Origin of the sequence: Clostridium cibarium (genome assembly GCF_014836335.1) — a bacterium.
GTDB lineage: Bacteria > Bacillota > Clostridia > Clostridiales > Clostridiaceae > Clostridium > Clostridium cibarium.
Map to the genome: position 1 here is coordinate 1 of NZ_JACSRA010000011.1, position 13,928 is coordinate 13,928.

A 13,928-nucleotide genomic window follows, 5' to 3' on the forward strand; every position below is an offset into this window, starting at 1 on the left:
TAAGCTAATGGTTGGCACTATCAACCCCCATATCGGACTTTCACCGACTAGTACGTGCCCATGCTGGGCACACATAATAAAGACCTGACCAAGTTAAATATGGTCAGGTCTTTTAAATATCATCAAGAACATTGTAAAATAAGCCACCTGTTATCAAACTTTTTATTCTTTAAAGCTCCCTCTTGTCACTTTCCAATCCATTTCCTAATCCTCCATTCTCGTATTAGATACTTTGCTATCTATCTCAAATGTAGCTCCGTCACTACTAGAGATAATATCTTCTGGAAGTTTAACATTTTTAGCACTTGGTCCAGTTAAATTAATTGTACTCTTTTTGGGCACCACAATCTTAACCTCTCCTACATTACTTTTAATATCATACTTATTACTTGAATCTAAGCTTTTTAAATTCAATTCAACTTCACCAACGTCAGAGATTATACTTCCTTGTTTTAAATCTCCTTTATATAATAGGTTTCCAACCTTTTCATCTAACTTTAACCTATCATAATCTCCTTCTAAATCAATATCTCCAACCTTACTTTCCATATCTAATGTAGTGATAGCATTTGGAATACTTATAGTAGCTTCAATATTTTTGCTTGTTATAAGTGATTCATCACCTTTTTCAGGACCTATTTTAAGAGTATTATCTTTAAATGTACATTTAATATTATCTAAAGCCTCCTGCAATAATTCTTCCTTACTCCCACCTACTGATTTTTTCATGCTGATTTTAATCTCATCAGAATCACTCTTTGTAATTTTTAATGCGCTACAGGTATTATCAACAATCAAGTTATCCCCATTGACCTTGTAAGTATATTCAGCACAGTCTTCTTTAGTATATGAATCCGTTTTATTAAAAGAATTTATGCTATTTTTACTGCATGAGATAAAAAAAATAGTAGATATGCTTACTATAACCCCAATTATTGCTCTATGTTTCATAAATTATCTCCTTGTTTTAAATTTATATCTTTAAAATACATTATCCCATATTTTTCAATATCAGTAAATATGTATAGACATCATAGAAATTTCTTTTATTTTTCTTATGCCCTCATCAAAATCATTTTTTCCTCCCTGTGCAGGATGTCTTACTTTCTCACAATTAACACCTAGCTTCTTAAGGCTTTCCTCTGCCTTATTTCCCATTGCAATTACCTTTTCAATATTAAACATTTCAATCATCTCAAGAAGAGGCTTTTCACCTATTAATAATTCTTTTTTTAAAGGCGTCCTATTACTTTCTTCATTTCCTTTTCTATAGGGATGAAAAGGGAAGGCATTCCATCCAAGCATCATTATGTCGTATTTTAAAAGAGTGTTCCATATTATTGTTGCCGTTGGTTCTTTAAGTAGCTTATCCTTTTCTAAAGGCAATCTATATCCCTTATCCTTCCCAAATAACTCTAGACCTTTCATATTATTCATAAGCAAATACTCACTTGTATATGGTACTCCAGTAATGAGAGAGCCCCTATATCCTGGAGCTTCCCCTACAAGTATTATTTTAGGTTTTAGCTTATGCATTTCCTTTAAATAAATTACTAAGTTATCTCTTCTTACAGAGTTCTCCTTGTACTTATATGAATATTGATTATGTACATTTGGCATAGCCTCCATAGTGGCTAGCTCTTCTACAAACTTCATTATCTTCTTAATCATTTCATCAATCCTTTTGCATTCTTCTAAGTTTAATTAATTCTTATATAGCTTTTCACACTTATTCATTAATTAAACTAAACTGTAAATTTGTTTTAACACGACTTCTATTCGTGTATAATTAAAATAAAAAACTACGGGAGGTAAAAAATGAAGATTGAGCATATTGCTATATACACTAAAGATATTGAAAGATTAAAGAAGTTTTATGTAGATTATTTCAATGGTACTGTTGGAGATAAATATTTTAACCCGACAAAAAATTTCGAGTCATACTTTATTAGTTTTGAATCTGGTGCTAGACTTGAAATTATGCATATGCCATCTATTCCTGATAATTTAAATAGTACTGAGGATCAATATATTGGTTTAATTCATATTGCTATTTCTGTAGGAAGTATTGAAAAAGTTAATGAACTTACTGATAAATTAAGAAATGCAGGGTATCAGGTAATAGATGAACCTCGCCATACTGGAGATGGTTATTATGAAAGTTGTATTTTAGATCCTGATGGAAACAGAATAGAAATAACAGAATAGTTTTACACTATTAAAAATACATCTAATTTACTAAAAACTTTATTGAAAGTTCTCATGTAAAATCTCAATACACAGCTTTAGCTTATTATTGACTAATAAAAAAATGATTAAATTATAAATTTTCTATGCCAAAACTATAATTACAGTATAAAATATACAAAAATGATATCTGATAAAATTATTAAAAAGGATAACTGTCTGTGCCTCGTATCACCATTTTCCAGATGTAGTTGCATTTGCAAAGGAAGTTAATCGTATATTAAAATCACATGGCAAGTTATATATAACTAAAATATATTATCCATTTATTGTTCGAGCAATTTGTAATCCATTTGTTCCTTTATCAAAGGCAGGAGATGTAAAATTTTATTCTTCTAAAGACATTATTAACAATTTCAAAGCATATGGCTTTAAGGAAACTAATGTAAAAATAAGTGGTCATATTCAAATTATTGAAATGATAAAGGATTAAACATTACTCAAACCCCAATATTTAACAATCACAAATTTTATCCATTAATTTTTATTTATCTAATTCCAAATAGTTTGTTTTTGAGCATAGCAAGTAAAGGATATAACTGCCTTATTCATAATTTTACTTATTTTTAAAATTTATGACACATTCTCCTCTAACTTATCTAAAAATGGAATAAGAGTAAGTTTGGGCAGATCCTTCGCTTGAAATATCTATGCCTACTATATATTCAGCCTCTCCCCCTATTTGAATATTATAGGCTGATTTTAGTTTCCTGTTTTTCATATGAATGAAAGTAGCGTCGTGATCGGTTTCTGAAAAACTATTTCATCCATCAAAAAGCGAATTCTCTTTTTATTGGCTAGTATTAAATTTATTTTCATATAGCTACTTTTCTTATTTATGTTATATCAAGCTTTTATAAAATACAACTTTAAAGGCAGAAAATATTTGGAATTAATAACCCTCAAAAATGTAAGTAATTATAATATAACTCATTAGAAGCTAATCTTATTTTAGGGGATAGTCTTTATGCATATTTACTGAAATAATTTATAAGAAATCCAAAGATACTAAAACAAATGAAGAAACGTACAAAAACTTTGTTTTTGTTACGAATATAAAATTTACTAAAAGAAATATCTTCAAAAATGTTAGAATCTTTTCGTAGAGACCTCCTAACTTCTGAAGATATATCACAATTAAATCAGCATATAAAAATACACCATTTATAACAATATAACTTTACCAAAGATTGTGATAAATTTAATCTTTAATGCTGACATATATTATTTAAGCCAAAATAATGATAACTAAAGTTATTCCTGGAAATTGTAATTTTCCCTATACTAAATCCATTCTAAAATAATGCTATGGCTTTTACTATTTACTAACTGCTCTTTAATAAATCTACTGAAATTTCTTTTTAATAATATAAATTCTTATAACTTTTATAATAAGAATAATACATTTTCTTTTTAACTTTATTACCCATTAATTACCACTCCTTACTCATTCTTTCGTTTTAATTATTATCATTTTTCATATTTTACTCTTGTAACCTTACTTCTTTAGCAATGTTAAAGTTTAATCCCTTAATAGAGAACATCAAAAACGGAAGCAAATATATTATAACTTCTGCTAAAAATAAGGTTATATTCAACTCTACCGAATAACCAATAGGTATTTTATTGTGTATATTATTAAGAAATAACTTCATTTCAAAAATCAATAAGTTTCCTAATCCACAGCCGAGAATTCCTCCTATCAATCCACCTGTTAACTGTTGAAATAACATCATCTTTCTAACGGCGCCTTTATTCATTCCTATTGACCTAAATACAGCAATATTTCTCTTTCTCTCATAGAAATTAATTATTGAATTACCTATAATAATTACAACTCCAATTATAATAGGTAATATTGAAATAACCTTTATTGTAATATACATAGCTTTAGAACTTTCAAAAGCATCGTTTAGTAAATCATTTGGTGTCTTAATAGTAGGATTGTACTTATTTAATAAACTTTTTAATTCTGCTTTATTATAATCATTATCATCAATAGTTTTAACATATAACTGATTGAAATAATTATTATCTAAATCTTCAATTAGATATTTATTGGACATTAATGCATAATTTCCATTATTAATAGCTGTTTCAAAAAAGCCTTTTACCCTATATGAGCATTCTTTATTATTTATTTTTAACACTAGCTCATCATTTTCCTCAACATCTAATTTATTTCTTAATGAATCTGATAACAATATCCATCTTTCTGAATCATTTTCTTTAATTAATTTTTTATCTACATCAAAATTTCTATAATCTAAATAGTCATCATTTACACCATCAATAGTAAATATAGATTTATCACCTCTATTTACCACATCTACATTATCTATACTTACTTGTTCATATACTGATTTTACATTACTTGACTCCTTTACCATTTTTGAAATTTTATCATCATTTTTATTAGTAGAAATAATATAATCACAATTGTAACTATCTTTTACTACTTCCACATTCTGCATTTGAATAGAAGATAATGAAGAATTAATCATTAATATTACGCCAATACTAATAGCCATTAATATACTATTACTAAAAAAGCTTTTAGTGTTTTTTATATTCTGTAATGATATATATCCTAAATTTTTAAAAGTAATTTTATATAACTTCTCAAAAATATACAATAATACCTTGGTGAATAAAGGTATTACTCCAATAAATGAAATAATTGATATTATTATGCTCACAATCAAAAATTTTATAGATACATTTGAAGGAATAAAAATAATAGTCATGAAATTGCCAACAAATATTATCATACTCAATATTGTAATTATTTTATGATGCTTTACTTTTTCATATTTCACAGCACTTGTACTTAATTCTTTTATAGATACTTTCATAGTCTTTCTAATTGAGTTTATAGAAACAACTATAGATATTACTAAAGTAAAAATCAACGCATATAAAAAATCTTTAAATCTCATATTAAAAACAGTGGATTTTAAATATTCTGGTTTCAACATATTACCTACAACATAGGTTAATATAGATCCAATACCACCGCCTATTATACTTCCTAATATTCCATAAATAGCACCTTCTAAAATAATCATCTTCTTTATATAACCTTTATTTGCGCCTACACTTCTTAAGATTCCTAAGGTCTTATATCTTTCATTAATAATAAACTTAAAGTTATTATATACAATCATAAAACACATTATTACTATTGAAATGCTGGTAACAATAAAAATCATTACCACTCCCTGCATCTTTTCATTAAATTCTTCTTTTGAAAAGGCTTCCTTAACATTCTGTTCTGGATATACTTCTTGTAGATTTGCTATGTCATTATTAATTCCATCTGTATTTTTAAGCTTTACATATATTAAATTAGATTTGCCATCACTTTTAGTAAGACTTTCAATTTTATTTCTAGGTATGAATACCTGATTATTATATGCTTGATCTGTATACATACTCTTAGGCAAAGCAGTATCATATACAGTAAAATCATATTGCTTCTCATTTATTTCCAAAGTAACTGTATCTCCAACATCATATCCATATTTGTTTGCAAAACCTTTACTTACGATAATGCTGTCATCTTTAAAATCATCTTGTGAATTATCATCAATATCTAATAATTCCATATCTTTAATGTCTTGAATTGACATTGCCCTTATAATCATCTGAGTAAACTCATCACCATATCTGTACACTCCATTTAATGCTGTAACACCTATTTGATAATCAATATTATCATAAAACTCCTGCTTTTCAAAAAATGGATTTTTAGCTCCTGCATCACTGCTAATAACAATATCGCTATTACCAGATAAAACCCTACTACTTTCTTCATAAGATTTCATAACAGTTCTTATAATTGATAAAGATGCTAAAAATAAAGCTGCTGCAAAACTAATACACATTAATGTTATTAACGTTCTGCCCTTATTTTTAAGGATATCTTTAATTATAATTTTTAGTTTTAGCATATTTCTTCAACTCCATTCATTTCTCCATCTTTTAAGAAGCAAATTTTAGTTCCATAAGAAGTTGATTCTTTAGAATGTGTTACTTGTACAATAGTCTTTTTTTCCTCCCTGTTAATTTTTCTTAGAAGTTCCATTATAGCTTTACCATTTTTACTATCCAAATTACCTATTGGTTCATCCAATAAAATAATATCAGGATTATTTATTAAGGAACGGCCAATTGCTACCCTCTGCTGTTCTCCTCCTGACAGCTCCATTGGAGTTCGATTTTTCTTATCAGATAATGATATTGCATCCAATATTTCATCAACTTTATTTTCATAATTCTTGACTTTCTTATTGTCTAAATAAATAGGTAATAGAATATTATCTTTAACTGATAAAGTAGGTACTAAATTATATGATTGAAAAACAAATCCTATATTTTTTCTCCTAATTTTACTTTTTTGATTATCATTTAATTTTGCAACATCTTTATTATCAATTATAATTTTCCCGCTACTTGGATCATCTAATATACCCATTATATATAGCAAACTGCTTTTTCCTGCTCCTGAAGGGCCCATTATTGATATAAATTCACCTTCATCTACCTTAAAATTAATATCTTTTAATATTTGATAATTTTGATTATTTTGTTTAACTTTCTTATTTAAATTTACAACTTCCAAAACTGTCTTCATTGTATTCTCCTACCTCTCATATGTCTATTTAATATAAACATCTTTTTTTGAATATCTCTATAAACACTTCTCCTAAATTTTCTATTTATACATGCAAATACTTTTACAATTAATGCTCCAATTATAGGACAAAGTATACCCAGCCATACCATAATTGTATACCTTGATACTTTTGCTGAATCATAACCAACTAAAATCATTTTATTAATATTGGGGAAAATTAATCCTAATAAACATCCTACCCCAAAAACAAATATTGCTACTCCTAAAAGCATCATTAATAAAATAAAAACCTGACATATTAAAGTGAAATATCCTCTAAATAAATTTAATATTCCTTTAGATATTGCATCTTTTATAAATTGTAAAAACTTATTCAACTTAATTTTATTTCCATTAATTAGTTCTTTATCTATGCTTTTATAATCCTTTGATATTTCATATGGATCTCCCAATGCAGCAACTACTTCATTTTCATCCTTTCCTGATTTAATAGCCAAACTAATATGCTCTTTAAATTCATCAATAACTTCTTTCCTTGTTTCTTCTGAAACCTTATTAATATCCAAAGCAATATTTAAATCATTCAAAAACTTTTTAGCATTCATTTTATACACCTCTCTTTAATATCAAATTAATATTTTTATTAAGTTCGTTCCACTCTTTTATCAGTTCTTTCAATCTAGAAATCCCATCTTCCGTTATTCTATAATATTTTCTAGTTGGTCCATAATTACTTTCAACTAAGTAGTTTTCTAAATAATTATTCAATTTTAACCTTTTTAATATGGGATATACGGTAGCTTCTGATACAGATATATATTTAATCAGTTCATTTATAAGTTCATATCCATAATAATCTTTTTCACTTAATATAGATAAAACGCAAATTTCTAAAGCTCCTTTTTTCAATTGAATATCCATTTATACCCTCCTACGCTTAGTCAGCTACTATGTATTATATAATAGCTACATAAAAATTATACCATATATTTCAATGTATGTAAATATTTTATACAAACACATAATATATAGGTATAATTCAGCATGTCCTGTAATATACAACATTTTCAGTTTCAGGGGTTGTCTTATTTCTTTTTATTCTTTTATTATATTTCGCATCACCCTAATCATTTTTATTGATATCATAACTGTTAAAATCAATTTTAAAGTATTAAAAAATTCTATACTTCCATATAATAAAAAGTATTTTATATTTTTATAAATTGAAAATATGCTATACCCAAACATTAAAATTAATGCACTTACAAAAGCTATCATAAAAATAGATAACCCTTTAATATACATATGCAAAAATTTTTTCTGCCTTTCATCTAAATTACTTTTTAAATTTTTATTTTCTTTTTTTATCCTAAACTTTGATAGTACTATATTCATAGAATACTTAAGTAAATTTTCTATTTCAAAATAATCAGCAAGAACCCAATAACCATCTAACTTTATGAAAGGAATCAAATTTGTCAGACAACAAATTCCAAATATCAAACATAAAAAAAATAAATTTCCAAACCCCAATATTATACTTATCAATGAAATTAAGGATAAGTAGATATATTGAAAATATAATCCTGCCAAATTAACAAAAACTCTCTTGTCTTTATTCAATTTCCAAACTTCATCTAAATCTATAAATAGTACAGGAGATGTAAAATAAAATCCGAAACCTATATTTCCTGGAGTAACACCAAAATATTTAGAGCAAAAGAAATGACCAAGTTCATGAATAAATACACTTAGATATAGTAATAATAATGGAATAATTATTGTACTAACTTTTTTTAATGACATAACTACATCATAAATCTTATTATTATCATAAAATTTTATAATTCCTATTAAATTAATTATCAATATAAGAGTACATGCACCTATACATATTTTTTTTTCAAACAATTTGTCTATAAATTTAAAACCAGCTATTTTCTTTGAGTCTATTAATTTAACTTTCCAAAACAAGAAACTTTTTTTTATATTTAAATTTTCATTTCCTTCAGCTATACCCATTTTATTAAATAAACTTCCATATAGCTCTATTAATTTTTTTGCAGAAATGTCTGTATTTAAAATATTAGATATATCATCATATGTATTTTTTCCATCCATAGCTTCTATAATATCTTTACACTCTTGAGTTATTTTATATTTTTTTACAGGTGTCATTAATATATAACTTTTTTCCTTCTTTTCACTTATCATAGATTCAATTGTAAAATTATTTTTTAAAATAGGTATTTTACTTTTATAACAATCCATTTTTATCTCCACTTAATATAGTTATTTCTATTGAAATGTAGTAAAGTACATTTCAATAGAAATAACATTTTTAGATTACAAATTAAAATTTATTCCCAATAACCTAAAGAACAAACTCTTCCAAATTCATCTCTTTCTTCTAATTCTTCTGCTAGTCTTTCTTCTAACTCTTCCATTTTTTCCATCTCTTTCACCTCCCCTTCTAATGTTTCCTCATTACTTTACTTGTACAATTTCTTAATATAAATGACTTATTATCTTACAAGTCCATTTTATATTGACATTAAGAAACTATTCCCAATAACCTAAAGGACAAACTCTTCCGAATTCGTCTCTTTCTTCTAGTTCTTCTGCTAGTCTTTCTTCTAACTCTTCCATTCTTTCCACTCTTCTCACCTCCTTTCAATGATTCTCCAACATTGTTTACTTAGATACTTCTTAACACCTCATCGAAAATTTCTGGATAATCGCCACATACTGCCTTATCAAATTCATTTTCAGTTCTAATATTATCTGCTGTACATCCTCCAGAACAATATAATGCATATTTACAATTTATACATTTATCCATATTAGAAACATACCTATTCTGCCATTTGATAATATTCTTATTTAATATAAAGCTATCATCCTCTATCTCTCCGTAGCAATAACTTGTACCCACTAAATCAAAGCAATTATAGATTTGTCCACTTGGATCAATCAGAATATTATTAGCATTACTGCTACAGCCTTCAGATTTAAATAATACTAATTTATTTTGATTTATATACTTGCTCATTTTACTTTTTATCTCAGAATATACTCCAACAATTTCTACAGGGTTTATACTTTTATCATTTAAACTTTTAATGTGGTTTAAAATGTCTACAACACTAGTTGAATTAGCTCTATTACATTCATTAATTGATGCAAAATAGTATCTAAAATTACTATAGCCTGTCCATCCTTTTTCCCTATAAAAATCAATTAGTTTAGGTATTTCATCCATATTATCTTTACTTATATTACTTCTAACACTAACCTTTATATTATTTTTTAATGCACATTTTATATTACTTACAATTTTATCAAATGTACCTTTTCTTCCAAGTAAATACCTGCTTTTATCGTGATATTCTTGTAACCCGTCCAAAGTAAACTGTAGGCAGTTGATTGTATCACGACCAAAAATACCCATAAATTTATCCAAGTCATAACCATTTGTTGAAATAGAAAATTTAAAGCCATACGTTTTACCTTTATTTAATATATATTTGATTATATTGCAATTCTTTGCCATTAAAGGCTCTCCTCCTAATATATATATATTAGGATCAACTCCTTTACCTAATTTATTAAGTGTTTTAAAAATTGAATCTATCGTTTCCTTGCTAATTATTTTTTCTCTATCCTTATTACAATTAGCATTACTTCTTTCAAAACAATATGGGCATCTAAAATTACAATCATAGGTTGGTAAAATTGATATAGTGTACCTTTTTAATGCATTCTTATGAAGTATATCAGCCATCCTCTTCATAATTTTCTTTTCATCTGTATCACTGCTACAAATATATCCCCTTTTAGCTAGGTATTCCTTCACTTTAAGCGGTTCTTGATTTAATAGTTTTTCATCTTTAGTTAATAGTACCTTTCCTATATTTTCATCAAAACAATCATATGATCCTGTACATCCATTAAGTATTGAATACTTTCCCTTAGAATTTACAACTATATTATATTTACTAAACTTAGTTTTCATTTTTCTCACCGTACCCTATAATTAATTTGCTTGATTTTAATAAAGAATCTATACAAAATATAGTAGTAAGAATTGAGCTTCTATATCTTAGCAACTGTTCACTGCTATCATTTTTACCTAATCCCATTTTAATAAATTCGCAACCATACCAATAGCCATTCTCATTTACTGTCTCTATTAAATAATTAGTGGCTCTTTCCAGAGAAGATTTTACTAATTCATTTAAATATCCAATATTAAGTAATGATAAAATAGAATATGAAGTTTCCAATGGATTTCCTACTCCATCTCCCCATGAACCATTCTCATTTTGTGACTCAATTAAAAAATTATGATATTTATTTATTACTTCATCATCTTTTACTAATTTAAATGTTTTTGATAAAACATATCCACAATAGTAATTTCCTACATACCAATTACTTTGCCAAGAACCATTTTCAAGCTGCTTAGAATAAACTTTTTTCAAGCACTTTTCTATTACTATTCTATATTTAACATAATCAAAATTATACAAAGCCCCTGCAAAATTTGCATTTACCTCAATCTCATTATCCATATTAAGCATATGCTCTATTCTTTTATAATCTAACTCATCTTCATAAATTATCCAGGTTTTAAAATAATCATCACCCCTATTGATTTTAAAAACTTTATCTAGAACTTTTTGTACTTCACAATTTAAGTCTGAATTATGACTTACACTGCAATTTACTCTTAGTATTTCTGAAAAAGTGTCTAAATCCGGACAATTCCCATACAGTCCCTCATTGTAAACCCAGCCACAATCGTACCTACTAGTTTTACTTTTAATTATATATTTGACTTCATTTTCAATTATTTTATCTAAATCTTTTAATTTATAATCTAATCCATTTTTCTTTATATCCAATAATAAATTAAGCAAAAGTGCTCTTTGGAAAATATCAGCTCCTAAAATTTTGCTTTCTTTATCTTTGTTTTTATTTAAATTTAACATCCAATGTTTAAGTTCAAGTAATTTATTATTATATTCACCAATAATAAAATCAATTGTGTTCTTTTTAATTGAAGATAAATTTTTTCTATTCTCTATATCTAATTTGTTTCTAAAAAAATAATTATATTCTGTTACTTTTTCCCCTTTTATCTGCATTAAATCAATCATTAATTTATTTATCTTTACTTGCAATAATCTTATATATCTCACCCATACATCATTTGTTTTTATGCATAAAATAGCATTTTCACAATAATTATTAGCAACATCTAATACATAAGTATCATACTTCTTGTTAACAATGGCTTTTAAAATAACTTTTTCATCTTTAATATCCTGAAGATTATTCTCTCTAATTACTTTATTTAATATCCATGAATATCTTCCATTTTTAAAATCATCTTTCCAATCCCTAAGATCATCGTATAATTGTAGCGCAACTGACATTGAATCTAGTGCTTTCTCAAAATCTTGTATTCCCTCTTTATTTTCTGTTAGACAGCCCATAACAGTAGGTATTATCTTTGCTAACGCCTGCTTTCCTTTTGATATAGTTTCAAACTGTTCCCAAGAATAGTTTTCTAGCTTACCAAACATATTTTCATGTTCCAATTTTACTGCTGTAACATATTCTTTATAATACTTGAAATAATAGTCCCATATTCTATTATCGCCCTTACATAACTCACTAAACTTCTTAGTAAAAATTTGATTTACCAAAGTTTTATTATGAAACAACTGTTCAGTTAATTCTATCTGTTCATCAAAAACTTTATCTGTATACAAGCAATAATCTAAGCATAAAACACTACATACACACAATTCAGATAACTTTTTTTCATCATAAAAATCAAATGATCTATTAAAAATAAAAGGGAATAAATAATATGATGACTTGCCTGCAAAATGCACTTCCTCATTTGTTATATCTTGTATACTCTTTCTTATACTTTCTAACTTTTCATATACTTCATCAATTTTCGTTTCTGCTTTTGTACCAAAGATATAATTTATTCCTTTATTCATAATATATTACCTACACTCCTTTTATTTATATCAATTTAGTCACTTAACAAATTTCTTTAATATTATAATTTAATATTTTCTTAAACCAAAAAGTAAAATCATCTGGTTTTTTCTCTACTTCTTTTAATAATTCTTTCATATTAATCCATGCAAATTCTTCTATTTCATCATCATTAACTATAACTATTCCATCATATATTCCTACAAAAATATGATCATATTCATTTTCATATAGATTATTATTTAAGCTTGTTTCATAACAAAATGTTGTTTTTTCAATAATTTCGCAATCAAATCCCAGTTCTTCCTTAAGTCTTCTATGTGCTGCATATTCAGTTGTTTCATTGATTCTAGGATGACTACAGCAGCTATTTGACCATAATCCTGGAGAATGATATTTATGTAAAGCTCTTTTTTGAATAAGCATTTCTCCTTTAGAATTGAATATAAATACCGAGAAAGCTCTATGTCTTAATCCTTTATGATGAGCTTCAATTTTCTCACATTTTCCAACAATATTATCTTTTTTATCAACCAAAATTACTTCTTCCATATCTATTCTTCCTTTTTCCACTCTTTACCATCAATATATCAAATAAGTAAATTTACATCAACCCCTTTATTTGTATATTTAGTTCTTTTTGTGCAATATTATATATTTTTACCACTTTATCGTTATAAGAATTTCATTTTATTATAACTATTAATATGCAAATATTTTTATTTACTTGTAATTTCTCTATCAATTCTTCTCATAATACTTTTTATTAAGTGAAGCCAATTTGCTGAACTTTAGATATAAAAAAAGAGCAAAAAAATCTGTTTATTATTCCAACAGATTTTTTGCTCTTTTAAAAACTACTTTTTTTGTTACTCTTATATTTATTAGTTAAATTATGCACAAAAAAGAGAATTCAATTTTAATGTTGAATTCTCTTTTTTTATCGGCTAGTATCGAATTTATTTTGATATAGCCCTTTTTTTAATAAGATTACTCCATTGCAACCTATGTGTTTTTAATG

The 13,928-nt window shown here is 26.1% G+C and carries 11 protein-coding genes and 1 pseudogene; 1 reads left to right on the forward strand and 11 read right to left on the reverse strand.

Annotated elements, in window-relative coordinates; all coding sequences use genetic code 11:
• Positions 1–204: 204 nt before the first annotated feature.
• Together H9661_RS08440 and H9661_RS08445 are read right to left on the reverse strand one after the other, a co-directional pair.
• Positions 205–951, reverse strand: coding sequence for a hypothetical protein (locus H9661_RS08440; protein ID WP_191768229.1), 747 nt, complete (start codon positions 949–951; stop codon positions 205–207).
• A gap of 60 nt (positions 952–1,011) precedes the next feature.
• Positions 1,012–1,671, reverse strand: coding sequence for a uracil-DNA glycosylase (locus tag H9661_RS08445; RefSeq protein WP_191768231.1), 660 nt, complete (start codon positions 1,669–1,671; stop codon positions 1,012–1,014).
• A 147-nt stretch (positions 1,672–1,818) separates the two neighbouring features.
• Between H9661_RS08445 and H9661_RS08450 the strand changes: the two genes are divergently transcribed.
• Positions 1,819–2,208 carry a VOC family protein gene (locus tag H9661_RS08450; protein ID WP_191768234.1) on the forward strand — a complete coding sequence of 130 codons (390 nt, stop codon included), beginning with the start codon at positions 1,819–1,821 and terminating at the stop codon, positions 2,206–2,208.
• A gap of 615 nt (positions 2,209–2,823) precedes the next feature.
• On the opposite strand, the pseudogene H9661_RS08455 reads toward H9661_RS08450, so the two are convergent.
• The 9 genes and pseudogenes from H9661_RS08455 to idi all read right to left on the reverse strand — a co-directional run.
• Positions 2,824–3,010 (reverse strand): annotated as a pseudogene (locus H9661_RS08455) (IS5/IS1182 family transposase); the annotation flags it as partial.
• Between the two features lie 721 nt (positions 3,011–3,731).
• Positions 3,732–6,200 carry an FtsX-like permease family protein gene (locus H9661_RS08460; RefSeq protein WP_191768236.1) on the reverse strand — a complete coding sequence of 823 codons (2,469 nt, stop codon included), beginning with the start codon at positions 6,198–6,200 and terminating at the stop codon, positions 3,732–3,734.
• Positions 6,194–6,883, reverse strand: coding sequence for an ABC transporter ATP-binding protein (locus H9661_RS08465; RefSeq protein WP_191768238.1), 690 nt, complete (start codon positions 6,881–6,883; stop codon positions 6,194–6,196). Before H9661_RS08465 ends, H9661_RS08460 begins: the two co-directional genes overlap by 7 nt.
• Positions 6,880–7,491: a DUF1700 domain-containing protein gene (locus tag H9661_RS08470; RefSeq protein ID WP_191768240.1), complete on the reverse strand. Its 612-nt coding sequence runs from the start codon at positions 7,489–7,491 to the stop codon at positions 6,880–6,882. Before H9661_RS08470 ends, H9661_RS08465 begins: the two co-directional genes overlap by 4 nt.
• Before the next feature lies 1 nt (position 7,492).
• Positions 7,493–7,807 (reverse strand): PadR family transcriptional regulator, encoded by a 315-nt coding sequence (locus H9661_RS08475; RefSeq protein WP_191768242.1) that lies wholly within the window; start codon positions 7,805–7,807, stop codon positions 7,493–7,495.
• A 174-nt stretch (positions 7,808–7,981) separates the two neighbouring features.
• Positions 7,982–9,157 carry a hypothetical protein gene (locus H9661_RS08480; RefSeq protein ID WP_191768244.1) on the reverse strand — a complete coding sequence of 392 codons (1,176 nt, stop codon included), beginning with the start codon at positions 9,155–9,157 and terminating at the stop codon, positions 7,982–7,984.
• Between the two features lie 427 nt (positions 9,158–9,584).
• Entirely contained in the window at positions 9,585–10,901 is a 1,317-nt protein-coding gene (locus H9661_RS08485; RefSeq protein ID WP_191768246.1) for a radical SAM/SPASM domain-containing protein, read from the reverse strand.
• Positions 10,891–12,906 (reverse strand): hypothetical protein, encoded by a 2,016-nt coding sequence (locus H9661_RS08490; RefSeq protein ID WP_191768248.1) that lies wholly within the window; start codon positions 12,904–12,906, stop codon positions 10,891–10,893. Before H9661_RS08490 ends, H9661_RS08485 begins: the two co-directional genes overlap by 11 nt.
• Before the next feature lie 43 nt (positions 12,907–12,949).
• Positions 12,950–13,459 carry an isopentenyl-diphosphate Delta-isomerase gene (idi, locus tag H9661_RS08495; protein ID WP_191768250.1) on the reverse strand — a complete coding sequence of 170 codons (510 nt, stop codon included), beginning with the start codon at positions 13,457–13,459 and terminating at the stop codon, positions 12,950–12,952.
• Positions 13,460–13,928 lie beyond the last annotated feature (469 nt).

Excerpts from the sequence above, each read along its gene's own strand:
- idi (WP_191768250.1), bottom strand. The coding sequence starts at position 13,459 with ATGGAAGAAGTAATTTTGGTTGATAAAAAAGATAATATTGTTGGAAAA.
- H9661_RS08450 (WP_191768234.1), top strand. The coding sequence starts at position 1,819 with ATGAAGATTGAGCATATTGCTATATACACTAAAGATATTGAAAGATTA.
- H9661_RS08470 (WP_191768240.1), bottom strand. The coding sequence starts at position 7,491 with ATGAATGCTAAAAAGTTTTTGAATGATTTAAATATTGCTTTGGATATT.
- H9661_RS08440 (WP_191768229.1), bottom strand. The coding sequence starts at position 951 with ATGAAACATAGAGCAATAATTGGGGTTATAGTAAGCATATCTACTATT.
- H9661_RS08475 (WP_191768242.1), bottom strand. The coding sequence starts at position 7,807 with ATGGATATTCAATTGAAAAAAGGAGCTTTAGAAATTTGCGTTTTATCT.
- H9661_RS08465 (WP_191768238.1), bottom strand. The coding sequence starts at position 6,883 with ATGAAGACAGTTTTGGAAGTTGTAAATTTAAATAAGAAAGTTAAACAA.
- H9661_RS08445 (WP_191768231.1), bottom strand. The coding sequence starts at position 1,671 with ATGATTAAGAAGATAATGAAGTTTGTAGAAGAGCTAGCCACTATGGAG.
- H9661_RS08490 (WP_191768248.1), bottom strand. The coding sequence starts at position 12,906 with ATGAATAAAGGAATAAATTATATCTTTGGTACAAAAGCAGAAACGAAA.
- H9661_RS08460 (WP_191768236.1), bottom strand. The coding sequence starts at position 6,200 with ATGCTAAAACTAAAAATTATAATTAAAGATATCCTTAAAAATAAGGGC.
- H9661_RS08485 (WP_191768246.1), bottom strand. The coding sequence starts at position 10,901 with ATGAAAACTAAGTTTAGTAAATATAATATAGTTGTAAATTCTAAGGGA.
- H9661_RS08480 (WP_191768244.1), bottom strand. The coding sequence starts at position 9,157 with ATGGATTGTTATAAAAGTAAAATACCTATTTTAAAAAATAATTTTACA.